22 protein-coding genes and 4 tRNA genes are annotated in these 23,845 nt (G+C 34.1%); 3 read left to right on the top strand and 23 right to left on the bottom strand.

Going from position 1 to position 23,845, the window contains the following annotated elements:
• Positions 1-124 precede the first annotated feature (124 nt).
• The 16 genes from rplL to ACHRV5_RS20510 all read right to left on the bottom strand — a co-directional run bounded on the left by rplL (position 125) and on the right by ACHRV5_RS20510 (position 9,026).
• The gene (rplL, locus tag ACHRV5_RS20585) at positions 125-496 is read right to left on the bottom strand and encodes a 50S ribosomal protein L7/L12 (RefSeq protein ID WP_007807437.1); all 372 of its coding nucleotides are present in this window, start codon (positions 494-496) and stop codon (positions 125-127) included.
• A gap of 89 nt (positions 497-585) precedes the next feature.
• A complete protein-coding gene (gene rplJ, locus ACHRV5_RS20580; RefSeq protein ID WP_047777912.1) occupies positions 586-1,092 on the bottom strand; it encodes a 50S ribosomal protein L10 in 507 nt (168 codons plus the stop codon).
• A gap of 22 nt (positions 1,093-1,114) precedes the next feature.
• A complete protein-coding gene (gene rplA / locus ACHRV5_RS20575) occupies positions 1,115-1,804 on the bottom strand; it encodes a 50S ribosomal protein L1 (RefSeq protein WP_007807440.1) in 690 nt (229 codons plus the stop codon).
• 13 nt (positions 1,805-1,817) lie between these two features.
• Positions 1,818-2,255, bottom strand: coding sequence for a 50S ribosomal protein L11 (rplK, locus tag ACHRV5_RS20570; protein WP_007807442.1), 438 nt, complete (start codon positions 2,253-2,255; stop codon positions 1,818-1,820).
• 67 nt (positions 2,256-2,322) lie between these two features.
• Positions 2,323-2,874 carry a transcription termination/antitermination protein NusG gene (gene nusG, locus ACHRV5_RS20565; RefSeq protein WP_029273444.1) on the bottom strand — a complete coding sequence of 184 codons (552 nt, stop codon included), beginning with the start codon at positions 2,872-2,874 and terminating at the stop codon, positions 2,323-2,325.
• Positions 2,875-2,884: 10 nt separating this feature from the next.
• Positions 2,885-3,082, bottom strand: a complete 198-nt coding sequence (gene secE, locus ACHRV5_RS20560) for a preprotein translocase subunit SecE (protein WP_047777913.1) — start codon at positions 3,080-3,082, stop codon at positions 2,885-2,887.
• A gap of 18 nt (positions 3,083-3,100) precedes the next feature.
• Positions 3,101-3,171: transfer RNA gene (locus ACHRV5_RS20555), tRNA-Trp, on the bottom strand.
• A 59-nt stretch (positions 3,172-3,230) separates the two neighbouring features.
• Complete coding sequence (gene tuf, locus ACHRV5_RS20550) at positions 3,231-4,418, bottom strand: elongation factor Tu (RefSeq protein WP_047777914.1); 1,188 nt, start codon at positions 4,416-4,418, stop codon at positions 3,231-3,233.
• 55 nt (positions 4,419-4,473) lie between these two features.
• Positions 4,474-4,545 (bottom strand) — tRNA-Thr (locus ACHRV5_RS20545).
• 89 nt (positions 4,546-4,634) lie between these two features.
• A tRNA-Tyr gene (locus ACHRV5_RS20540) sits at positions 4,635-4,715 on the bottom strand.
• 123 nt (positions 4,716-4,838) lie between these two features.
• A tRNA-Thr gene (locus tag ACHRV5_RS20535) sits at positions 4,839-4,912 on the bottom strand.
• Between the two features lie 100 nt (positions 4,913-5,012).
• The gene (hpf, locus tag ACHRV5_RS20530; protein ID WP_041517713.1) at positions 5,013-5,315 is read right to left on the bottom strand and encodes a ribosome hibernation-promoting factor, HPF/YfiA family; all 303 of its coding nucleotides are present in this window, start codon (positions 5,313-5,315) and stop codon (positions 5,013-5,015) included.
• A gap of 34 nt (positions 5,316-5,349) precedes the next feature.
• On the bottom strand, positions 5,350-6,243 hold the full coding sequence (locus ACHRV5_RS20525) for a tyrosine-type recombinase/integrase (RefSeq protein WP_395427996.1): 894 nt from the start codon (positions 6,241-6,243) through the stop codon (positions 5,350-5,352).
• 338 nt (positions 6,244-6,581) lie between these two features.
• Complete coding sequence (gene rpsU / locus ACHRV5_RS20520; RefSeq protein WP_026985791.1) at positions 6,582-6,776, bottom strand: 30S ribosomal protein S21; 195 nt, start codon at positions 6,774-6,776, stop codon at positions 6,582-6,584.
• Positions 6,777-6,970: 194 nt separating this feature from the next.
• Entirely contained in the window at positions 6,971-8,113 is a 1,143-nt protein-coding gene (locus ACHRV5_RS20515) for an acyl-CoA dehydrogenase family protein (RefSeq protein ID WP_047777919.1), read from the bottom strand.
• Positions 8,114-8,129: 16 nt separating this feature from the next.
• Positions 8,130-9,026, bottom strand: coding sequence for a ComEA family DNA-binding protein (locus tag ACHRV5_RS20510; RefSeq protein WP_395427995.1), 897 nt, complete (start codon positions 9,024-9,026; stop codon positions 8,130-8,132).
• Positions 9,027-9,304: 278 nt separating this feature from the next.
• Between ACHRV5_RS20510 and ACHRV5_RS20505 the strand changes: the two genes are divergently transcribed.
• Positions 9,305-10,765, top strand: a complete 1,461-nt coding sequence (locus ACHRV5_RS20505; protein WP_047777922.1) for an APC family permease — start codon at positions 9,305-9,307, stop codon at positions 10,763-10,765.
• A 57-nt stretch (positions 10,766-10,822) separates the two neighbouring features.
• Here ACHRV5_RS20505 and ACHRV5_RS20500 read toward each other — a convergent pair whose 3' ends face one another.
• From ACHRV5_RS20500 to ACHRV5_RS20470, 7 genes are all read right to left on the bottom strand, one after another.
• Entirely contained in the window at positions 10,823-11,050 is a 228-nt protein-coding gene (locus ACHRV5_RS20500; protein ID WP_047777924.1) for a PspC family transcriptional regulator, read from the bottom strand.
• A gap of 117 nt (positions 11,051-11,167) precedes the next feature.
• Entirely contained in the window at positions 11,168-12,439 is a 1,272-nt protein-coding gene (locus tag ACHRV5_RS20495; RefSeq protein WP_395427994.1) for a DUF2851 family protein, read from the bottom strand.
• 78 nt (positions 12,440-12,517) lie between these two features.
• Positions 12,518-13,000 (bottom strand): 3'-5' exonuclease, encoded by a 483-nt coding sequence (locus ACHRV5_RS20490; protein WP_047777927.1) that lies wholly within the window; start codon positions 12,998-13,000, stop codon positions 12,518-12,520.
• A gap of 87 nt (positions 13,001-13,087) precedes the next feature.
• Positions 13,088-14,449 (bottom strand): pyridoxal-phosphate dependent enzyme, encoded by a 1,362-nt coding sequence (locus ACHRV5_RS20485; RefSeq protein ID WP_047777929.1) that lies wholly within the window; start codon positions 14,447-14,449, stop codon positions 13,088-13,090.
• 50 nt (positions 14,450-14,499) lie between these two features.
• Entirely contained in the window at positions 14,500-16,470 is a 1,971-nt protein-coding gene (locus ACHRV5_RS20480; RefSeq protein WP_395427993.1) for a putative porin, read from the bottom strand.
• A 357-nt stretch (positions 16,471-16,827) separates the two neighbouring features.
• Positions 16,828-18,300: a RagB/SusD family nutrient uptake outer membrane protein gene (locus ACHRV5_RS20475; RefSeq protein WP_395427992.1), complete on the bottom strand. Its 1,473-nt coding sequence runs from the start codon at positions 18,298-18,300 to the stop codon at positions 16,828-16,830.
• 12 nt (positions 18,301-18,312) lie between these two features.
• Positions 18,313-21,453, bottom strand: a complete 3,141-nt coding sequence (locus ACHRV5_RS20470; protein WP_395427990.1) for a SusC/RagA family TonB-linked outer membrane protein — start codon at positions 21,451-21,453, stop codon at positions 18,313-18,315.
• A 360-nt stretch (positions 21,454-21,813) separates the two neighbouring features.
• Between ACHRV5_RS20470 and ACHRV5_RS20465 the strand changes: the two genes are divergently transcribed.
• Entirely contained in the window at positions 21,814-22,470 is a 657-nt protein-coding gene (locus ACHRV5_RS20465) for a ribonuclease HII (protein ID WP_395427989.1), read from the top strand.
• 221 nt (positions 22,471-22,691) lie between these two features.
• Positions 22,692-23,702, top strand: coding sequence for an OmpA family protein (locus ACHRV5_RS20460; protein WP_395427988.1), 1,011 nt, complete (start codon positions 22,692-22,694; stop codon positions 23,700-23,702).
• Positions 23,703-23,845 lie beyond the last annotated feature (143 nt).

Genomic DNA, 23,845 nt, shown 5'->3' with positions numbered 1-23,845 from the left:
AAAAACTTTTTCGTATTTTAAACTATTTGATAATAAAACATGCTATATTTTATTATACGAAAAATGGTTTAGGCCATTGAGTTTTGACTCAAGACCTAAACCTAGTTCTTAAAACCGAGTAAACTTATTTAAGTTCAACTACAGCTCCAGCTTCTTCTAATGATTTTTTAAGACCTTCAGCCTCTTCTTTAGAAACACCTTCTTTAACGTTACTTGGAGCACCGTCAACTACATCTTTAGCTTCTTTAAGACCTAAACCTGTAAGTTCTTTAACTAATTTTACAACAGCTAATTTAGAAGCTCCAGCTTCTTTTAATACTACTGTAAATTCAGTTTGTGCTTCTTCAGCAGCACCTTCTCCACCACCAGCAGCAACTACAACCGCTGCAGCAGCAGGCTCGATACCATACTCATCTTTTAATATTGTTGCTAATTCGTTAACTTCTTTAACTGTTAGGTTAACTAATTGTTCTGCGAATTGTTTCAAATCTGCCATTTTTTCTATCGTTTAAAATGATTTGTAAAATTATAATTTATTTGTGTGTGCGAATTTATCAACACAAGAGACAGTAGCTGTCTTTTGTATTATGCTTCTTCAGTTGCTGCTTCTTCTCCAGCAAATTTGTTTTGAAGTGCAGAAATAATTCTTTGAGCTGGTGATTGTAACAATCCGATAAGCTCTCCAAGAAGTTCTTCTTTAGATTTAATAGTTGCTAACGCATCTAATTGATCATCTCCAATGTAAATTTCAGAATTGATATAAGCTCCTTTTAATAAAGGTTTAGCTGATTTTTTTCTGAAATCTTTGATTATTTTTCCAGGTGCATTTGCAACGTCTGAAATAAAGATAGCGCTGTTACCAGTCAATACTGAAGGTAAATCACCATAGTCATTAGCAGAAGCTTCCATTGCTTTTGCAAGCAAAGTGTTTTTTACAACTTCTAATTTAATACCTGCTTTAAAACAAGCTCTTCTCAAGTTTGAAGTTGTTTCTGCATTTAATCCAGAAATATCAGATACATAAATAATATTTGTACCAGCTAACTGCGCAGTTAAATCTTCAATCGCGATTGATTTTTCTTCTCTAGTCATACTAAAAATTATTAACTACCAATTATACTGCTTTAGGGTCCAAAGCAATTGCTGGACTCATAGTGCTTGTAAGGTGAATACCTTTAATGTAGGTACCTTTAGCAGCAGTTGGTTTAAGTTTGATTAATGTTTGAATAATTTCGTGTGCATTGTCATAAATTTGCTCAGCTCCAAAAGAAACTTTACCAATTCCTGCATGTACGATACCAGTTTTATCAACTTTAAAGTCAATTTTACCAGCTTTAACCTCTGCAACAGCTTTTGCAACATCCATAGTTACAGTACCTGTTTTAGGGTTTGGCATTAAACCTCTAGGTCCTAAAATACGACCTAATGGACCTAATTTACCCATAACAGCTGGCATAGTGATGATTACATCAACATCTGTCCAACCATCTTTAATTTTTTGTAAGTAATCGTCAAGACCTACATAATCAGCTCCAGCTTCTTTAGCTTCCGCTTCTTTATCTGGAGTAACTAATGCTAATACTTTAACGTCTTTACCAGTTCCGTGAGGTAATGTAACTACACCTCTAACCATTTGATTCGCTTTTCTTGGATCAACACCCAAACGAACTGCGATATCAACAGACTCATCAAATTTTGCAGAAGCTATAACTTTAATCAATGCAGCAGCATCTTTCAAAGAGTATAGTTTGTTCTTTTCAATTTTTGAAGCAGCCTCTTTTTGCTTTTTTGTTAATTTTGCCATTTCTTTCTCTTAATTAAAAAGGAGCATCTCCTGATACAGTTATACCCATAGATCTAGCAGTTCCAGCGATCATGCTCATTGCAGATTCGATTGTGAATGCATTTAAATCTACCATTTTATCTTCAGCAATTGCTTTGATAACGTCCCAAGTAACGCTAGCTACTTTTTTACGATTTGGTTCACCTGATCCAGACTTTAGCTTTGCAGCTTCCAATAATTGGACAGCAGCTGGAGGAGTTTTTACAACAAAATCAAATGATTTGTCTTTATACACAGTAATTTGTACTGGGCATATTTTGCCAGGTTTATCTTGTGTTCTAGCATTGAACTGCTTACAGAACTCCATGATATTAACCCCAGCAGCTCCTAAAGCAGGTCCAACCGGTGGCGACGGGTTCGCAGCACCTCCCTTAACTTGTAGTTTAACTACCTTACTAATTTCTTTAGCCATTTTTTAAAAAATTTAACACCATAATCATAGGAAGCAATTATAGTGGTTATTATAGATGTAACAAAAATTATACTTTTTCAACTTGCATAAAACTCAATTCCAATGGTGTTTTTCTTCCGAAAATCTTAACCATTACTTCAAGTTTACGCTTCTCTTCGTTTATTTTCTCAACCGTACCGTTAAATCCATTAAAAGGACCATCGATCACTTTTACAGTTTCACCTAAGTTGAACGGAATTGCACGAGTATCTGTATTTACAGCAAGCTCATCTACTTTTCCTAACATACGATTTACTTCAGAAAGTCTCAATGGAACAGGCTCGCCCCCTTTGATCTCTCCTAAAAAACCAATTACACTGGTAATTGACTTAATAATATGAGGTATCTCACCAACCAAGTTGGCTTCGATCATAACATATCCAGGGAAATAAACTTTATCCTTAGACATTTTCTTTCCTTCTTTTACAGTAACTACTTTTTCTGTAGGTACTAAAACTTGGGAAACATAATCACCCATACCTAATCTGGCAATCTCAGTTTCGATATAAGCTTTGACTTTATTTTCTTGTCCGCTTACAGCTCTAACTACGTACCATTTTTTCACATTATTATCTGCCATCACAAAAAAATTATCCTTTTAACCAGTTAAAAAATCCAGCTAAAGCTTTTGCAAAAAATTCGTCTGTTCCCCATGTTGCCAAAGCAAACAGTATCGAAAATACAGCCACAACAATTGTCAATTTCTGAACCTCAGCCCAAGCCGGCCAAGTAACATTTGACTTTAACTCTTCGAAAGCCTCTGATAAATAATTCGTAACTTTTGTCATTTGATATATTTTTTATTGCACGGGCGGAGGGATTCGAACCCCCATCAACGGTTTTGGAGACCGCTATTCTACCCTTGAACTACGCCCGTAATTAAAAGCCAGTGATTTCAGTTAAGAAAATCAACTGGCTTCTTATAATTTTATAGGATTATCCTACGATTTCAGTCACCTGACCTGCTCCTACAGTTCTACCACCTTCACGGATAGCGAAACGCAAACCAACGCTCATTGCGATTGGGCTTAATAAAGCAACATTAATTGTCAAGTTGTCTCCTGGCATTACCATCTCTACTCCTTCTGGTAAAGTAATAACTCCTGTTACGTCAGTTGTACGTACGTAGAACTGTGGACGGTAGTTATTATGGAATGGAGTGTGACGTCCACCTTCTTCTTTTTTCAAGATATAAACCTCAGCTTTGAAAGTAGCGTGTGGTTTTACTGATCCTGGCTTAATGATAACCATTCCTCTTTTGATAGATTCTTTATCAACACCTCTTAACAATAAACCTACGTTATCTCCAGCTTCACCTCTGTCAAGGATTTTACGGAACATCTCAACTCCTGTAATAGTAGAAGTTAATTTGTCAGCTCCCATACCAATAATTTCAACTGCATCTCCAGTATTAGCAATTCCAGTTTCGATACGACCTGTAGCAACAGTTCCACGACCAGTAATTGTAAATACATCTTCAACAGGCATTAAGAAAGGTTTTGCAGTATCACGGATTGGCTCCTCGATCCAAGCATCAACAGCTTCCATTAATTCAATAATTTTAGGAACCCAAGCAGGATCATTATTCAATCCTCCTAAAGCAGAACCTTGAACTACAGGACCATTATCTCCATCATATTCGTAGAAAGATAATAAATCTCTAATTTCCATTTCAACAAGCTCTAACAATTCAGCATCATCAACCATATCCACTTTGTTCATGAATACAACCATTCTTGGAATACCAACCTGACGACCTAAAAGGATGTGCTCACGAGTTTGTGGCATTGGACCATCTGTAGCAGCAACTACTAAGATAGCACCGTCCATTTGAGCAGCACCAGTAACCATGTTCTTTACGTAATCCGCGTGACCTGGACAGTCAACGTGAGCGTAATGACGGTTAGCTGTTTCATACTCTACGTGTGATGTATTAATAGTAATACCTCTTTCTTTCTCCTCTGGAGCGTTATCGATTTGATCAAACGATTTAGCTTGACAGTAACCAGCGTCAGACAATACTTTTGTAATTGCTGCAGTTAATGTAGTTTTTCCGTGATCTACGTGTCCAATTGTACCTATGTTTAAGTGCGGTTTGGAACGATTAAAATTCTCCTTTGCCATTTTACTTAATTTTTAATCTTAGTTATATATTAATTTTCAATTTCCTACTTACTTGAGCCAACTACGGGAATTGAACCCGTGACCTCTTCCTTACCAAGGAAGCACTCTACCCCTGAGCTAAGTCGGCAGAGAGTTCTGATTTTAGATTTTTGAATCTTAGATTTAAGACTTTCAATATCCTTAACCTACAACCCGAAATCTTAACTTCTTTTTTTGTGGGGAGAGCAGGATTCGAACCTGCGAAGTTCACACAGCAGATTTACAGTCTGCCCTCGTTGGCCGCTTGAGTATCTCCCCGAAATAATTTATGATTTTAGATTTCTGATTTTAGATTAAAACCTAAAATCTTTCTTTGATCATAAATACTTTTTTCAATAATTTAAAAGAACCTGTTTCAAATCGCATTTGAAACTTTTTTTGAGCCGGCGGAGGGACTCGAACCCACGACCTGCTGATTACAAATCAGCTGCTCTAGCCAACTGAGCTACGCTGGCAAACTCATTAAAAAAGTCCGCTATTTCTAACGGACTGCAAATGTAGCTAATTTATCCTTTAATCAAAACATTTTTTGAAAAAAATTTCAATTAAATTCAATTATATATGTGTTCTAATTTTTTCTTTCCTCTTTACAAGCAATCGTTCTAAAGATTCTGCCGAAAGCTCAATCGCCTCTTCAAACGTTTTACACTGCTTTTTAACCAAAAAATCATCCCCAGGAACATTAATCTTTATCTCTACCGCCTTATTCTCCTTATCACTTGTTCTTTCCACTTTCAAAAAAACATCTGCCGAAACCACTCGATCGTAGTATTTTTCCAACTTATCCATTCTTTCCTGAATAAAATCTACCAACTTTCTGTCAACAGTAAAGTTAACTGCATGAACATCTACCTTCATAATATAAATTTTAGGGTTAAACATTTAAGAACTATTATTTATTTCTCGGATGCGCGTCACCATACACTTTCTTCAACTCTGCCAAACTATTATGAGTATAAACTTGCGTAGACGCCAAACTCGAATGCCCTAATAATTCTTTAACTGAATTCAAATCCGCTCCGTTATTTAACAAGTGAGTCGCAAAAGTATGCCTGAGGACATGTGGACTTTTTTTTACCTTTTCAGAGACCCTACTAAAGTATGAATTTATTAAACGATACACAAAAGATTCACTCAATTTTAACCCTTTCCTTGAAATAAAAAAATAATTCTGATCCACTATTTTCTCTAAAGAAGATCTTTCCTTCAAATACAACTCAAACTGCCCTAAAACAACAGGAAGAACCGGAATTATGCGCTCTTTATTTCTTTTACCCAAAACCTTTATCACCCCTGAAGACAAATCCACATTAGAAACCATCAAACTAATCAGCTCTGCTCTTCGAATTCCGGTCGCATAAAACAACTCCACAACAAGCTTATCCCTGATCTCCTCAAAACCAATCGGACTACTAACCTCCTCCATCAAATCAACAAGTTCTTTTTCAGAAAATGGAATCTGAACAATTTTAGGCGTTTTCAAAGCCTTATGCTTCAACATCGGATTTACTTCTATTTGTTTTGTTTTTAAAAGAAACTTATAAAAAGCCCGCAGAGAAGCCATTTTTCTATTCACAGAAACATTAGAAACACCCTGATCCACCAAAGAAACAATCCAACTTCTAATTTGACCGTAATGAACCTGCTCTATATTTTCCTGCTCAAATTGAGACTGATTAAACATTTCAAAAAATGAGATATCACCCAGATACGCATTAACCGTATGAAGGGAATATTTTTTCTCTAATTGCAGATAATCACGAAATGCCTCTTTATTTGTTTTCATACAAAACCACAGTTACGCACATTACACCTATTTGTTTCTCGAAAAAACCAAAGGATATTAAAATTCCAATTTTTGAAATTCCAAATTCCAAATCTGAACGATAAACCTTTCCAACCTTAATCCCAAAACTATTTAAAACACAAGTTGAAATAAAATTCCAATCTTTGAAATTCCAAATTTCAAATCTGAACGACAAACTTTTCTGAAGCTAATCTAAAAGTCACTCAAAAAGGATCATGTCGAAAATTCGATAATCTCAAAATTAGGCATAAAAAAACCGTTAGCATCAAAAAAGTATATTTTTGACCGCTAACGGTAATTATTTTGATAAGCTACTACTAACTTTCTAAACCATCTCTCATGTTTTGAATGTAAGCCGCTTTTTGAATTTGAGCTCTTTTGATTACAGAAGGCTTAATAAAAGCAGTACGTGCTCTTAATTGACGAACAGTTCCTGTTTTATCAAATTTTCTTTTATAGCGCTTTAATGCTCTATCGATATTTTCTCCGTCTTTAATTGGTATAATTAACATAATATTGACACCTCCTCTCGTTAAGGCTGCAAAAGTAATTATTAATTATGAGTTATCAGTTATAAATTATGAATTATTTTTCTTTAAATAAAAGAAAAGAGAGAATAGAATATAGAAAACAGACTCAAGCTACGTCAATCCTAACTTAGACCAACAAAACCTACTCTATATTCTATTCTCTTTGCTCTATAATTCTATTCTTTTAGCAAGTTTCTGGCAATTACTACTTTCTGAATCTCAGTCGTTCCTTCACCTATCGTACATAATTTAGAGTCACGATAGAATTTCTCAACTGGAAAATCTTTAGTATATCCATAACCTCCATGAATCTGAACTGCTTCATTTGCAATTTTAACGCAGGCTTCTGAGGCATACATTTTTGCCATAGCTCCACTTGTCGTAACCGGTTTGTGCTGCTGTTTTAAGAAAGCTGCTTTATGTAACAACAGTTCTGAAGCTTCAATTTCCGTTGCCATATCGGCCAATTTAAAAGAGATACCTTGAAAACTACTAATAGGTTGTCCAAATTGATGTCTTTCTTTTGAATATTTTAATGCTGCTTCATATGCTCCTTTGGAAATTCCAAGTGACAAAGCTCCGATAGAAATTCTACCACCATCTAATATTTTCATTGCCTGAACAAAGCCCTGGCCCACTTCTCCTAATCGGTTAGCATCAGAAATACGACAATTGTCAAAAACCAACTCAGCTGTTTCACTGGCACGCATTCCTAATTTATTTTCTTTTCTGCCAGACGTAAATCCAGGCATTCCTTTTTCAAAAACAAAAGCCGTCATTCCTTTTGAATCGCCTTTTTCTCCTGTACGAACTATTACAACAGCAACATCACCTGAAATCGCATGTGTGATAAAGTTTTTAGCACCATTTACGATCCAAAAATCACCATCTTTAACAGCAGTGGTATTCATCCCTCCGGCATCAGAACCTGTATTGTGTTCTGTCAAACCCCAAGCTCCTATAAATTCCGCAGTTGCTAATTTTGGTAACCATTTTTTCTTTTGCTCTTCATTTCCAAAAGTCAAAATATGATTTGTACATAATGAATTATGCGCCGCAACGGATAACCCAATAGAAGGATCTACTTTTGAGATTTCTTCTACAACAGTAATATACTCGTGATACCCTAAGCCACTTCCTCCATACTCTTCAGGAACTAAAACGCCCATGAATCCCATTTCTCCTAATTCTTTAAATAAGGCAACAGGAAAAGTTTGCGCTTCATCCCATTCCATTATATTTGGTCTGATGTTTTTGTCCGCAAATTCCTTTATTGACTGCGCAATCATTAATTGTGTTTCGTTATAATCAAAATTCATAGTGGTCAGTTTAATTTTAGAACTCCAAATATAAACTAATTATTTTTGCTTTTTCAACAGGAAAACCGTTAATTTTTGCTAAATCCTCAATATTCTTAAAATCTCCATTCATACTCCTATAGGTAATGACTTGTTTTGCTAATGCATATTTAAAATAAGGAAACTGGGATAATTCTTTTAAAGAGACCTTGTTTATTGCAATCTTTTTAAGCTTCGGGATTTCGAAAATCTTAAAATGTACATTCAATTCATTAATCACTTCGGGTGAAAGTCCCCAAACTTCCTTTAATTGTTCCATTGAAACAAATCCGCCCAAGATTTCCTTCTGTTTGAGTATTCGTAAGGATAATGCATCACCAACTCCATAAATTTTAATCAAATCTTCCTGAGTCGCTAAATTAAGATCCATCACAGCACTCTTCACTTTTTTTACAAAGGTTGAATTACCATATTTTTCACTTTTATTAAAGTCCATTTTATTCCCAACAACTCTTTTTTTATTGCTCGTCCATTCCGGAAATTTAAAAAGAGGCGAAATGACATTTAATAACGAATCTGAAATTTTTGTGATCTGCTGAAATTCTTCAGCCGAATTTACATAGCGGTTTTCTTTACGAAAAGCCATCAACCTGTCAATCTCCTGAACAGACATGCCCAATTTATACCCTTTGTAATCTGACATATAATTAGGATTGAACAAATAGACTTGTCGCTTGTTCTTGTATTTCTCTATTTTTAAGGAATCAATTTCAGCCTGCAAAGACATCCACTGTTCTTTTTCGGGAACTTTTTTTTCGAGTTCCGTGAAGTTTACCAAAAAGTAAATCATTTGCAACACTATTATTACTCCAAAAAGCAAAATAATTCCGGTTCGTTGCTGATTTGTAAACTTAAAATACCTTACTAACGTCATAAAACTCCTATTCACCTAAAACTTTACACTTTATTATAAGCCTAAATTAATTAAAAATGTTTAATTTTAAAAGAAAAATCTTACAAATTTAATTTAAGGTCTTTTTTCAGCTTAAATGCCTTCATAGAATTAATTAATGATTTCAAGCATTAACGGATACTTTAAGTGCGATTTATATAAATAGTGAAGATTTTGTCACTTAATATTACATAATTGTTTTTATTTTTTATAAAAAACGATACATTTGGAACTTAATAACAATAAACCACGATTATAGTATGTCAATTATGCGAGTTAAACCAATATCGGCTTTTGAAGCTGATATGAAGAAAAGTGATTTAAAAAGGGTTTTAGGAAAATGGAGCCTTACTGCCATTGGAGTTGGAGCCATTATTGGTGGAGGAATATTTGTTCTTACCGGTACCGGAGCTTACTACCATGCAGGACCAGCACTAGCCGTTTCCTTCATTATTGCAGGTATTGCCTGTGTTTTTGCAGCTCTTTGTTATTCTGAGTTCGCTTCTATTTTACCTGTTGAAGGCTCTGCTTATGCCTATGCCTATGGTACAATTGGAGAAATTTTCGCCTGGATTATCGGTTGGGGGCTTATCCTCGAGTATGCCATGGGATCTATGACGGTCGCCGTTTCCTGGTCGGGCTACTTTAATAAATTACTCAAAATGTTTCATATTCACCTCCCTGAATGGCTTACAACAGATCCCAGCAGTTATACAGGAGAAGGTTTCTCTATGAATCTACCTGCTTTCTGTATCGTTCTTTTTGTTATTTCAATCCTTATTAAAGGAACAAAAAGTGCAGCAAAAGCTAACAATATGATTGTAATTCTTAAAGTTTCTGCTGTAATATTTGTAATTATTGCGGGACTTTTCTTCATCAATACTGCTAACTGGCATCCATTTATTCCGGCAGCAACTCAAATTATTGAAAAAGAAACTACACATAACGCTTACGGAATTGGCGGAATTGTGTCCGGAGCTGCAGCAATTTTCTTTGCTTATGTAGGTTTTGATGCTGTTTCTACTCAAGCTGGTGAGGCTATTAATCCTAAAAAGGACGTTCCATTTGCCATTATTGCTTCGTTATTAATTTGTACTACCTTATATATTCTTGTTTCTTTAGTACTAACAGGAATGATGAACTATAAAGATTTTAACCCACTAGGAAAATATCCTGAGGCTATAAAAGCACCGGTTGCTTATGCATTTGATATTGCAGGACAAGGTTGGGCAGGTTTAATAATTACTATTGCTGCAACTGTTGGTTTAGTTTCTGTATTAATGGTAATGATCATGGGACAATCAAGAATTTTCCTTGGAATGTCTAAAGATGGCTTAATTCCTTCTGTGTTCTCTAAAGTTAATCCAATTTCAGGAACACCAAAAACCAACTTAATGATCTTGGGTGGTATTATTGCAATTGTTGCTGCTTTTACACCAATCAACAAATTAGCGGATATGACTAGCTTCGGTACTCTATTTGCCTTTACAATGGTTTGTATTGCAGTTTGGATTTTGAGAGTTAAACAACCTCAATTAACCAGAACTTTTAAAGTACCAGCTTTACCTGTAATTGCAGTTCTTGGTATTTCAATCAATACTTACTTAATGATTAACTTAAGTATAGATGCTCAATTACTTTCACTAGGATGGTTGGCTATTGGCATATTAGTTTATTTTGGCTATAGCAAGAAAAGATCAAAACTGAATAAAACAGAATAGTTTTCAGCATACTATTTCATAAAAAAACTCCAAATTTAATTTGGAGTTTTTTTATGATTATAAATCAAAAACGGAAGTTCGTTTTGCTCTAATTAAATCTTTTAGTCTTATCCAGAAAGCCAGAGTTAAATAAACTCCAAAACCCAAGCCTACAGTCACAAATGAAATATAAATAAAAAATAACCGTACGCTAGTTACCCGCATACCCAATTTATCTGCCAATCTTGAAGAGACATGAAAACCATATTTTTCAAAAAAGAATTTGAGTTTTACTATTGCTGACATGGGTTGATTTTTGATTTTAGATTGATGACTTTAGATTTTAGATTCTAAACTTCAGATTTTAAAACTTAGATTCTAAACTTTGGACAAAAGTACAAAAATATATAACGAACCTGTTTTCTAATTGCCTTTTAATAATTCTATTCCGATTGCGCATTTTAAACAGGCGTTTAGATTGCAGTATTCTTTTTTTAGTTGCAAGAGTGCTTGTGTATCAAAAGCGCTGTTTGATACTACTCCGAAGGATTCAAACTTATCAATAATCGAATTTTTCTCGGGAGCAACCTCCTTCATAAAATCAATTAAATCTTCTGAAATAAATTCTCCTCTCTTTTCTGCGTAAGCAAATTGCAGCGGAATTATTGTATTTAGAATTATTAAATCTATGAATGATTTCGATAGCGTTTTTACTTTTTTAGGACTTTCTTTATCGAACTGGTAATGATTCTGCCAGTACAAAGTAGAAGAAACAGCAAACAATTCATACACCTTTTTGATCGATTTTACTTCAATTATTGCAGTGAATAAGTTTTGATGTTTTTTATATAAGGCCGCTAGTTGCGAAAGTCGAATGGTCGGAAAATTATCCGGACGAAGTTTAAAAAACTGAAGTGGATCAATGTACACTTTCGGTAACTGGTATTTACTAATAAGATAAAAGTATCTGATTTCTAAATCGGCAAAATAAAGATCTTCTTTCTCCGTATCCAGTAAACCCGAAATTCCAAAAAACAAAGCTTCCAGATTTTCTGTTTCGAAACCTTCTTTTCTGACAATTGAAAACGGAATTGAGCTGGCGATTTGAAAGAAAGAATCTCCATTTATATTCAAACCAAAATTTTTAGCCAGTAAACAGAATAGAACGGCTTCCCAATCCTGATTTTTTTCCTTCAACAAACTAAAAACAAGTTCCGATTTGCGTTCTAATCGTTCAAAAAAAACACGTTCCAGCCAATTTTTAAAAACAAATTCATCAATCCGAGCAATTTCCCTTTCACAGGGAATCCATGACTTTGGTTTAGTTAAGAGCTCATAATTATTTAGTATTTCTGACGAAACATAATCCTTTAATACCAAAACAGAAATTTCAGTATTATCTACCCGAAATATTGCAGTATCGTGCTCCCAAACTACATGTAAAATTACATTTTCATAAGCAATATCGCTTTCATGACCGTGCACATACCAATCGGATGATTTTAGATGAATTTCGACATTCCCAGCCCATTTTTGCTTTCCAATTATAATTTGAGCATTAAAAAAATCAGGCCCCGAAAGCCCCAAATAGTCTCCTGACTTAATAATTGTTACAGGCTCATTTTGAGTCGTCTTTAAATTTAAGGTTTCAAATTTCTTAAACTTCCACAGGTAATGAAGAAATTCTTCTTTCATTTTTAGGGCTTTATATTAATTCATAAACAAGCCTAAAAATAAATAAAAATTAGTATTAATCTTACAAAATAATTTAAATTATTTCAACAGATATAATTTAGCACAGGCCCGTGCATCAGAAAGTGCTTCGTGATGACTCAGCTGAATGTTCATTTCCCGGCAACAATCACTTAATTTCGTCGGCTTTATTCCTTTTGCTTTATATATTTTCACTGTGCATTCCCAACGTGGGGCAATATTGAGCTCTTCATAATCTAAGCCATAAAGCGCCATTGATTTAAATAAAACATTACGATCGAAACTTTCATTATGCGCTACCACTACTCTATTTTTTAATCTTTTTTCGATTTCCGGATAGACTTGCAAAAATGATTTAGCATTTACAGTATCTCGCGGGTAAATTCCATGTACACGAATGGTGAACGGATTGTATTCATTATTGGGCGGTTTTATCAAAGTGACAAACTCGTCTACAATTATCCCGTTTTGTACCGTTACGATTCCAACAGAACAAGGATGGTAAGCAGTTGCCGTTTCAAAATCTATGGCAGTAAAATTCATATTCATTTTATTTTAAAACTAAAAAAAATCCATAAATCTAATCTTTACAAATTAGATCTATGGATTACAAAGTTACGAACTAGGTTATTATTTTATAGACCCAATAATATCGTATTTGGTAATAATATGGTGATTGCCATTTCCTAAATCCACTAAAACAGCATCGTTTTCTTTGGTAAATAATCGTGAAACTTCTTCAATTGGAGTTCCTAATTTTACAATCGGGAACGGTTTCCCCATTACTTCTTTTATTGGTTTTTCGGCTACATTTTTGTCTGCCACATAACTTCTGAACAAATCTGTTTCATCAACAGAACCAACAAAACCATTAATATCTACAACTGGAATTTGCGAAATTTTGTACTTACGCATACGCTCAATCGCATGTGAAACCAATTCTTCTGTACGAACAACAATTAATTGTTTGTCAATATGATCTTTGATTACATCTTCTGCTTTTGTTATATTTTCTTCTAAGAATCCGCGTTCACGCATCCAGTCGTCGTTAAACATTTTCCCCACGTAACGACTTCCTGAATCATGAAAAAGTACCACAACTACATCATCCGGCTTAAAGTGTTCTTTAAGCTGTAACAATCCTTTTATACAAGCTCCAGCAGAATTCCCGACAAAAATAGCTTCTTCAAGAGCAATTTTTCTGGTATAAACAGCTGCGTCTTTATCTGTTACTTTAGTGAATCCGTCGATTAGAGAAAAATCAACATTTTTAGGCAAAATATCTTCACCGATTCCTTCTGTGATATAAGAGTAGATTTCGTTTTCATCAAAGATACCGGTTTCGTGGTATTTTTTAAAAACAGAACCATAGGTATCAATTCCCCAAATTTTGATGTTCGGATTTTTCTCTTTCAAAAATTTACCCACTCCTGAAATGGTACCACCCGTTCCTACTCCAACCACAAAATGCGTGATTTTACCATCGGTTTGTTTCCAGATTTCAGGTCCGGTTTGTTCATAATGCGCCAAAGAATTTGACATATTATCGTATTGATTTACATACCAGGAATTAGGAGTTTCTTCTGCTAAACGCTTTGAAACCGAGTAATAAGAACGTGGGTCCGTAGGTTCTACGTCTGTAGGACAAACTACTACTTTTGCTCCAACAGCACGAAGAATATCCATTTTCTCTTTTGACTGTTTGTCAGAGATCACGCAGATTAATTTGTAACCTTTAATAATTGCTACAAGAGCAAGTCCCATTCCGGTATTTCCGGAAGTTCCTTCAATAATAGTTCCTCCTGGTTTTAGGCGACCATCGGCCTCAGCATCTTCAATCATCTTTACGGCCATTCTGTCTTTTACAGAATTCCCCGGATTAAAAGTTTCGACTTTTGCCAATACTAACGCATCAATTTCAGCAACAATTTTGTTGAGTTTTACCAATGGTGTATTACCAATTGTCTCTAAAATATTTTTTGAAAAGTCCATTTTATTTAAATTTAATATTTGGTTTTAAAATTAATAAAGAGTCTAAAATTCTATTGGAAGAAATTCCAAACTAAACCAAATCGAATCGCTAAATCACGATATGGATTATTAGGAGCTGAATAATAGTTACTCTGAGAAAAAGCAGCATTAAAGTGTTCTACTTTAAAATAAAATCGCGTCTGACGAATTCTGGCGTTCACAAAAAAATCAAAGTTGGCATAGTTTCCAATCTTCTTATTTTGTTGAACAAAAAATTCACCGATAACAGGATTATAGCTATTACCGAAATATTCAGTAAAATAATTAAATGTAATTCCGCTTTGCATAAATAATGCTTTCTTGAAAAAATAACCTGAATAGTAAAATGTATTTCTGGTTACAAAATCAGGTACATTTAAAATTAAATCCGATTGTTCAACTTTTTGATATAATAATGTATTGTCTAAAGCAAACGGTCCAAATTTAAACTCACGACTTGCTTTTACAGACAAATAATTAATTGCATTACCGTACTGATACGGTCTCACTATCTGAGTTTGAGCGGCAATCTCAACAGCATTGGACTCATCTTTAAAATACAAATGATCTTTTAGAACTGAATATTGAACCTCGGCATTTAACCATGGTGTAAAAACATTAGCGCTAAGCGAATTTATTTTTTCGTTTTTAAAATTATTAGACCAGTTGTATTTTATAAAACTACTTTGGTACAGGTCGTAATTATTATTAGGCAATTTATTAATATTCTGATACCTGAAATCAAATTTGATCTTTTCATTTAAGTCATATCTTAATTTGGCATCTAAATCAGAAAGCGACTGATTGGTGATTGATCTGGAATATAAAAAACGACCGTTCCATTTGTTTTTCTGATATTCGTACTGTCCTCCAACATTATTGATCTGTCTGTAAAGATTGTTTGGAATTGCAACAACTCCACTGTTATCAAGTATCACTCTGTTGTATTCGTAATTCGATCTGTAGTCGTCAATAAAAAAATTAAACTTTCCTAAAAGCGAATTCTCATAGGTAAGGCCAACCTTATTGTACAATTTCTCAAAACGGGTCTGGTCTTTTATACCACTGGTTACATAAGAATCTCCAAATCTATTTACAGGCTTATTATCAACAGTAGAAGTAACAGTAGCCTGATTGTATTCGTAAAATTTGTTTTCGTAATTAAATTGATGTGTCAGATAGGCATTATTATTTCCTTCTTTCGGGTTAATCCTAAAAGCGTGATCAAAAAACAATCGTTTTCCTTTCAAAAAAGATTCCGCATCAAGTAAGTAAACCTGCAATCTTTGGCGGTTCTTAAAATTTTGATCGCCACTTTCAAAATCTGCAGGAGTTGTTATTCCACCATTTTCTTCATTCAAAATATCCTGATAGGTATAATGCGCATTTAAAACATATCTTTTATCGGTTGTAAAATAACTGGTTGTAAACCTGAAATTTCCTGTACTTGCCAACTGATTTATGTACTTTCCTTCTGAACGCAATCCTCTATATGCAATAGAGAAATTAAGATTTTTTGAAGTGTTTAGTGTGATAAATGAATCTACATTCTGACCTTTATTAATAGTGCTATTAAAAAATAATTCTGTCAAAGGTGTTGCTACTGAATAATACTTAATTTGGTTGGCCTCTAAAAAATTAAAATGTTTCCCTTTAAAACCAAATTCCGGATAGGGTGAAAAATCTGTCAAACTGTATTGCAACGTATTATAAGTCTGTCCAATATTAGAAAATGCCAAAAGTCCAAAATTATCTTTTCTGAGGTAATTATGCTTGTACGCGTTTTTCAACGTTAAGGAAGTATCGGCATAAGTTGTATCATGCTCAATCGTGATAATCTGATATTGATCTATAGTCGCGATCTTGGCTTTTTTCTTTTTTACGGTATCTGTAATACTTGAATATTTTGTATTCATATCCAAATTGTCTTTAGCAATAGGCTTGGTCTGAGAAAACAACACTGCTGGCACTACCGCTAGATATAGAAAAAAGAATATTCTCATTTGATAACTTTATAAATAATTATTTAAGCAAAAATTTGTGGAGCAAAGGTAAAAGATTAAACCGTATAAATAAAAAAACACTTGAAATTATAGCAATACATTAGCTAATAGCACGAAAGAAATTCCAAACTTTTAAATTCCAAATTCCAAACGGATAGGATATAAAATCATTGAAACTGCAAATATTCAAATTAATCAGGTAAAAAAAACAAAACTCACTCTGTCAGACTTTATAAACTAAAATTTAAACGTTTTATTTTCATACTAAAACCTAAAGAATTTTACAGTTGAGTTTTGGGCAAAAAAAAACTGCCCAAACTTAATTGGGCAGTTCTTTATATAATCTATAAAAATTGATTATAGTTGATTTTGTTTTACTAATGGGTTAGCATTTATCTCATCACGAGGGATAAGCCATTGCCATCTTTTATCAGTTGCAGGAACAGATAAAACACCACCTGTAAACGTTGAGTTATGATTTGCTCCAGTTCTATCTAAAGCAGAATTAGTTCTTTTTAAGTCAAAGAATCTAAATCCTTCTCCCCATAATTCAATTCTTCTTTGGAACCAAATTTCATCAACTAAAGCTTGTCCTGTATTTGTAGACAACACATAAGATGGATCTCTTTTTACTACAAGATCATATAAAATCTGTGCTGCACCTGGCTGACCTAATTTTGCTTTTGCTTCAGCTTCAATTAAATACATTTCAGCAACACGCATGTAAGGAATATCACATCTACTATCAGAATCGCTTACCGCTAAGAACTTCTGGCTTGTATATGGAAATTTAACAAAAGCACTTGACAACTTTAGAGCAGTATGCTGTCCAGTTTTATCAAATAAAGCTGAACGTATGTCTGTTGTTGGAATCTGATCATATAACTTACTGTTAATTGCTTTAGGGCAAGATCTGATTACTGTAGAGGCAAAATTACGAGACATATACGCTCCAAAATTTCCAAAATATTCTGTCTGAAGTTCAATAACATGACTTCCCCACATCCATTCTTTATTTTTATAATCATTAAATCCTAAAGCATATTCTTCTCTTGGCATCAAAACTTTACCAGCTCTTGCTTTAACAGCAAAGTCAGAAGCAAGTGCCCAATTTCCTTGCACTAAATTTACACGAGCTTTAAGTCCATTAGCTACAGATGCATCTAAATATGAATTATTTGGTCTTCCGTAACCGTTCAATAATACCACTGCTTTATCAAGATCCTCATGGATTCTTTTGTAAACATCTTCTACAGAAGATCTTCCAACAATATCACTAGAATTTAATATAACTGGCACTCCATCCTGACTGTTAACTGCTCCGGGAACATATCGTTTTGCATAAATTTGAACCAACTGGAAATGGCAAAAAGCTCTATATAAAAGGGCTTGTCCTTCAACAATATCCTTATCCTCTTGTGCGCCCTTTGCTGCTGCAACACTATTTATGATTCCATTTGCATTTCTAACCGCTCTATATAATGTTCTCCAAGGAAATTTAATTTCAGCTGAATTTTCACTTTCCTGTGCAGTCCAGTTATACACTGATAAATACCAACCATTTGTTGCTGGATAAACCAAGTCTTCTCCTGCAACATCCATTTGCTGCATAATACCACCAAGACCCATTTGCCCTTGATCGTCATTATATCTGATATACATAGAACGGTGTAAACCATTCAATGCACCATAAAGAGCGTCTGTATCTTTCAAAGCATCGGCCTCATTTACGAACTGAGTCGGGCTTTGATCTAAAAAATCACTTGAACATGATCCTAACAGCAGCGCAGAAAAAGCTACCATTATATATTTTGATAAATTAATTTTCATATTTTTTTAAAATTAAAAGTTTAAGTTAAGTCCTAATGATATTACTCTTGACGGAGAAAATCTGTTTTGAGTTGTACCATTAAAATTCTGAGTTGGATCCATTCCTTTTTTCTTAGTAAAAAGCATTAAATTCTCTCCATTTACGAAAAATCTCATATTATCAACACCTAACTTCTCAACTAAGTTTTTAGGCAAGTTGTATGCTAAGTTTGCTTGTCTGAATGATAAGTAATCAGAATCAATTAACCATCTGTCAGAAGCTGCAGAAGATTGTGTATTTCTGTTGATGTCTAATCTTGGAACATCAGTTACATCTCCAGGTTTCTGCCATCTGTTTAAGATATCAGTACTTAACGCTGATCCATATTGATTACCAGTGTGCATTAAACTAGCATAGTTAGTATCGTATGTTTTACCACCTAATTGGTATGTGAACAACATGCTTAACTCAAATCCTTTGTATTTGAAAGTATTGTTAAAGCTACCAAACAAGTCAGGTAATGCTGAACCAGCATAGTGATATAATGCTTTATTTTGGTTTGTTGTTACATTAACTCCGTTAACAACACGCTCATCTGCAGCTCCTGCAGTGCTTAAATTCGGATCTATAACATACAATGCATATCCGTCTGCTGAATCTACACCATACCAGTCTCTTAACCAATAATCAAAAGCTGAACTACCTACTGAATATTTTTTTGATCCACTGATAATTTCTTTTTGAGGTAATGATGTAATCTTATTATCAATTGTTGAAGCATTTACATTAAGATCCCAAGAAAAATCTGCAGTTTTTATAATTGTTCCGTTTAATGAAACCTCTATACCGTGATTGTACATAGATCCAATATTTTCAACTTTATTATCTAAACCAAGTGACAATGGCAAAGGTACTTCAAAAATAAGACCATCTGTTTTACGGTTATAGTATTCAACACTACCACTAAATCTGTTTTTAAAAGTAGAGAACTCAACAGCGATATCTGCCTGAGTATTTTTCTCCCATTTTAAATTTGGCGAACCTACAGAGTTAGCAATAAAACCTCCGTCTGTAATATTATCAAATCCTAACGAGTATAAACGTTGGTTTACATAAAAATTAAGACCTGTATTATCCGTATGAGAATCATTACCTACTTCTCCAAAAGATCCTCTAAGTCTTAAATCATTAATCCAAGAATTATTAACTAAGAAACTTTCTTTTGAAATATTCCAAGCTGCTCCAAAAGACCAGAAATCTCCCCAACGGTTGTCTTTAGAAAATTTAGAAGAACCATCTCTACGGTATGATGCTGATAATAAATATCTACCATCATAATCATATCCTAATCTAGAGAAATAAGACTCAGTAGTATAACCTCTGCTGTAAGATGATAAATCAGTAACACTTACAAAGTTAATCAATTCTGTATTATCATTAACCGTTTGTCCTCTTTTTGTTCCTGTTACGAATGAAGTCGTATACTCGAAACTCTCGTGACCTAACATTGCAGTTAAATTATGTAAACCAAAAGATTTTGAATAATCAAAAATCTGATTAAAAGTAACCCCTGTGAAAACAGTATTTTCTTTAGTAGCTCCTCCTGCTCCTGCAGCATCACCAATAAGTCTATTTGTATATGATGATGAATTTAATGATCTTTTATCAATTGCATAGTTTGTAGTAAACTTAAGATCTTTAGAGATTTTGAATTCAGCAAAAGCTCTTGCATTTAAAGAGATTGCCTGATCACGATCTTTATTGTTTAATGTTTCATAAACAATATTACGTCCGTTTGAAGCTTGAGCACCTCTTAAAGTAGAGTATATTTTATTACCTTCCTCGTCTAACATAAAACTACCATCAGCATTATGATCAAAAATTGGGTAAATTGGCCCCATATATCTGATCGTTCTAAATGGGTTATTGAATGAAGATGTGTTATCAACTCCGTTAACAGCCTGATTAGAATCAGTAATAGCTCCAGATAAGTTCACACCTGTTTTAAACCACTCTTTAAATTTTGAAGTAACATTAATACGAGCTGTAGTTCTTTCGAAATCAGAATTTACAATATTCCCTTCTTCATTCAAGTTACTTAAAGACACATAGTAATTTGAAGTATCTGTTCTTCCTTGATAAGAGAAATCAACATTTCTTCTTACACCAGCTCTTGAAAGTGCTTTTTCCCAATCCAAATCACCTGGATATAATAATTGCGCATCAGGATTTAATTTACCATCAATACCTACAACTTTATTGTTGGCTACGTTAAACGGATTTGTAACTAATAAACGAGTAACATTGTCAGTTGCATATTGATTCGCAATAGCTAGTTGAGCCGGAGTTCCCATAGCTCTACTGTTTCTGATAGCTTCCCATTCTAATGGGTAATATTGCTGTGCACTTACTCTGCTATACTCAGGAATTGATCTTGTAGATAAACCTTGACTGATATTCAATGTAAATTTATCTTTTTTAGATTTTCCAATTTTAGTAGTAATAATAATTACCCCATTCGCTGCTTTTGATCCGTATAAAGAAGTAGATGCAGCATCTTTTAAGATACTCATACTTTCAACATCTGCACTATTAATAGTACTGATATCACCTGTAAAAGGAACTCCATCAACAATATATAAAGGTGTATTAGATCCATTGATAGAACTAAATCCTCTGATTCGTACCGCAGGAGCTGAACCTGGCTGACCAGCTGAACTTTGAATCTGAACTCCAGATGTAGCACCATCTAAACCAGATAAAACGTTCGTTAAAGCTCTATCTTCAATCTGCTCTGCTTTTACAGAAGAAACAGATCCAGTATAGCTGCTTTTCTTAACTTTTCCGTAAGCTACAACAACTACTTCATTCATTATTTGAGCCTCAGACTCTAAACTAACGTTTAAAGTATTTGAAGTTCCAACAGTCACTTGCTTGTTACTCAAACCTACGTATGAGAAAACTAAAACATCTCCTGTTTTTGCTTTTACTGAATAACTTCCGTCGAAATCAGTATAAGTACTTACCTTACTTCCTTTAACAACAACATTCACTCCTGGAATGACACCTGTTTGGTCAGACACCTTTCCGGATACAGTTCGCTCTTGTGCAAAAGAAAACTGCATAGACAACGCTACTAATAGCGTAAAAATCCATTGTAATTTTAATTTCATTTTAATTTGTTTTGAATTAGTATGGCGCAAACATCTTAATTATTTCTTAAAATAGCAAAACATTTTTAACAAAACTTATACACAATGATTAACAATACATCAATATTGACCGCAAAAAGAGGTATTTATACGTGCTTTTCACAAGATTTTACCCTAAATATTAACATTATTTCATTTAATAAAAAAATAAAACTTAACAATTTAAAAACATGCTACAGGGCGCTATATCGCTAGCATTTAACTATATGTTACTAAAAATCAAATACTTACATTTTGTATATTTTTACGAAATCCGAACGGTAATTTTACAAAATCTATAAAAAAAAATTACAATATTTGTCGTTGAAAAAAAACATCAAAATGCTTGAAAAAAATTTCTCCGGATTTACTTTTGAAACTGGTACAGACGAAGCTGGAAGAGGTTGTTTGGCTGGTCCTGTAACTGCAGCTGCTGTAATTCTGCCTGTTGATTTTAGCAATTCCATTTTAAATGATAGTAAACAGTTATCCGAAAAAGTCAGAGAGAAACTAAAACCGATTATAGAACTGGAGGCCATTTGCTTTTCTGTAACACACTTACATCCGAAAGAGATTGATGAAATAAACATTTTGAACGCTTCCATGAAAGGCATGCAGGAATGTATCTTAAAATTAAATCAGACCCCGGAATTTATTATTGTAGATGGTAATCGTGCTTTGAATGCAAAACTGGGTTTAAAAAATACTTTCGGAAAACAATTCTCCAAAACTGAAATAGCCTTATTAAAGTCAATTCCAAATCAAAGTATAATAAAAGGAGATTCTAAATTCTTAAGTATTGCCGCTGCCTCCGTTTTAGCTAAAACGTATCGTGACGAATATATGAATCAAATTCACGAAGAGTTTCCGATGTACAATTGGAAAAAGAACAAAGGTTATCCTACTAAAGAACATCGCGAAGCCATTAAAAAATATGGCCCAACCAAATACCATCGCATGTCTTTTAGATTACTACCGGATCAATTGGAGTTGTTCTAAAAATAGGTCCCTGGTGATTCCAATACTATTACGGTATATGCACCACTAAAACACTACCATCGGTAAGACGACCTACAAAAAACAAAAAGCTAGCAAATCACAAAAACCATAACCACCACTTTATTAAACAATTACACATCAAAAAACAACATTTTCAAGACCTGTATTCTTGTTAAAATCTCCTCACTTTATTATCTTTGATTTTCAAAAAACGAACCAATATGAAAATCAAAACCTTAACCTTAGTCCTAATTGCGTGCATAACCTTTGCATGCAATTCTAATAAAAAGCAGAATGATCTGACCGATACCACAGATTCTCTGGTATCGACTCCAACTGCTGAGAAACCTGCTGCAGCAATTTCCGCTAATCAATTCGACATTAATTCGATCCCTGTTTCAGACAAACCTCTTGGTGCTTTCCCTTATTTTAATCTGCCTGAAAATTATGAAGGCAATCCAAAAGATAACACTTCTGACTTTGATGTTGCCTATTTTTGGGTAAAAGACCATTTTGAAAAACCGGAGGGGAAAATTTTCTATGCCCGAATTAAGGCTAAAGAAGGAAAATCATACAGCGATCTTGAAGTAGCACGAAATCTGGAAGAGTTAATTAAAAGTGTTGATGGTGTAAAAGTATCTGAAATGAAAGTACCGGTGGACTCCTCTCATACCGTACCGGATAATAACCGTGTAAAATATATGAATGGTTATGGTTTTATGGCAAGTGCCGTTACCACAACTTATCTGATTCGCCGTGCCGACAAAAACATTTGGGTACAACTTACGCCCGGTGATGATGCTGTTTCTGCCGGATGGATGGTTCTGGAAACAAAACCATTTAAAATGACGGCTTCTCTTATCAAAGCAGAGGCTATAAAAAACGAACTTGATACTAAAGGACATATAGCGCTATACATAAATTTCGACACGGATAAAGCCACAATAAAAACAGAATCCTTACCGATTGTTGATGAAATCCAAAAATTACTGACGAATAATCCTAGTCTTAAGATCGTTATTGAAGGGCATACCGATAACAGCGGTATTGCCGCTCGCAATAAAAAACTTTCTGAAGACAGAGCAAATGCCGTAAAAGCTGCATTAACTTCTAAAGGAATAAATGCGACAAGATTACAAACCAAAGGTTGGGGAGCTGATAAGCCTGTCACGGATAACAACAGTGAGGAGAATAAAGCAAAGAACCGCAGGGTAGAAATTGTAAAAGTATAAGTGCTTGTTTAAATTTTATTGAAAAGAATTTTGCAGCTTTTTTAATCCGTGTGTGAAATTAAGTCGCGACAGATTGTGTAGAATTGGACGCGGATTATACGGGTTTGCAATGGCAAAAACGCTGATATAAACAGATTTTTTAT

The sequence above is a fragment of the Flavobacterium sp. FlaQc-52 genome (genome assembly GCF_044007495.1).
In the GTDB taxonomy this organism is placed as follows: Bacteria; Bacteroidota; Bacteroidia; order Flavobacteriales; family Flavobacteriaceae; genus Flavobacterium; species Flavobacterium cupriresistens.
The sequence above is the reverse complement of the archived record's forward strand: the minus strand, read 5'-3'. Positions and strand labels throughout refer to the sequence as shown.

Coding starts and splice junctions, on each gene's coding strand:
- rplL (WP_007807437.1), bottom strand. CDS start 496: ATGGCAGATTTGAAACAATTCGCAGAACAATTAGTTAACCTAACAGTT.
- rplJ (WP_047777912.1), bottom strand. CDS start 1,092: ATGACTAGAGAAGAAAAATCAATCGCGATTGAAGATTTAACTGCGCAG.
- rplA (WP_007807440.1), bottom strand. CDS start 1,804: ATGGCAAAATTAACAAAAAAGCAAAAAGAGGCTGCTTCAAAAATTGAA.
- rplK (WP_007807442.1), bottom strand. CDS start 2,255: ATGGCTAAAGAAATTAGTAAGGTAGTTAAACTACAAGTTAAGGGAGGT.
- nusG (WP_029273444.1), bottom strand. CDS start 2,874: ATGGCAGATAATAATGTGAAAAAATGGTACGTAGTTAGAGCTGTAAGC.
- secE (WP_047777913.1), bottom strand. CDS start 3,082: ATGACAAAAGTTACGAATTATTTATCAGAGGCTTTCGAAGAGTTAAAG.
- tuf (WP_047777914.1), bottom strand. CDS start 4,418: ATGGCAAAGGAGAATTTTAATCGTTCCAAACCGCACTTAAACATAGGT.
- hpf (WP_041517713.1), bottom strand. CDS start 5,315: ATGAAGGTAGATGTTCATGCAGTTAACTTTACTGTTGACAGAAAGTTG.
- ACHRV5_RS20525 (WP_395427996.1), bottom strand. CDS start 6,243: ATGAAAACAAATAAAGAGGCATTTCGTGATTATCTGCAATTAGAGAAA.
- rpsU (WP_026985791.1), bottom strand. CDS start 6,776: ATGTTAATTATACCAATTAAAGACGGAGAAAATATCGATAGAGCATTA.
- ACHRV5_RS20515 (WP_047777919.1), bottom strand. CDS start 8,113: ATGAATTTTGATTATAACGAAACACAATTAATGATTGCGCAGTCAATA.
- ACHRV5_RS20510 (WP_395427995.1), bottom strand. CDS start 9,026: ATGACGTTAGTAAGGTATTTTAAGTTTACAAATCAGCAACGAACCGGA.
- ACHRV5_RS20505 (WP_047777922.1), top strand. CDS start 9,305: ATGTCAATTATGCGAGTTAAACCAATATCGGCTTTTGAAGCTGATATG.
- ACHRV5_RS20500 (WP_047777924.1), bottom strand. CDS start 11,050: ATGTCAGCAATAGTAAAACTCAAATTCTTTTTTGAAAAATATGGTTTT.
- ACHRV5_RS20495 (WP_395427994.1), bottom strand. CDS start 12,439: ATGAAAGAAGAATTTCTTCATTACCTGTGGAAGTTTAAGAAATTTGAA.
- ACHRV5_RS20490 (WP_047777927.1), bottom strand. CDS start 13,000: ATGAATTTTACTGCCATAGATTTTGAAACGGCAACTGCTTACCATCCT.
- ACHRV5_RS20485 (WP_047777929.1), bottom strand. CDS start 14,449: ATGGACTTTTCAAAAAATATTTTAGAGACAATTGGTAATACACCATTG.
- ACHRV5_RS20480 (WP_395427993.1), bottom strand. CDS start 16,470: ATGAGAATATTCTTTTTTCTATATCTAGCGGTAGTGCCAGCAGTGTTG.
- ACHRV5_RS20475 (WP_395427992.1), bottom strand. CDS start 18,300: ATGAAAATTAATTTATCAAAATATATAATGGTAGCTTTTTCTGCGCTG.
- ACHRV5_RS20470 (WP_395427990.1), bottom strand. CDS start 21,453: ATGAAATTAAAATTACAATGGATTTTTACGCTATTAGTAGCGTTGTCT.
- ACHRV5_RS20465 (WP_395427989.1), top strand. CDS start 21,814: ATGCTTGAAAAAAATTTCTCCGGATTTACTTTTGAAACTGGTACAGAC.
- ACHRV5_RS20460 (WP_395427988.1), top strand. CDS start 22,692: ATGAAAATCAAAACCTTAACCTTAGTCCTAATTGCGTGCATAACCTTT.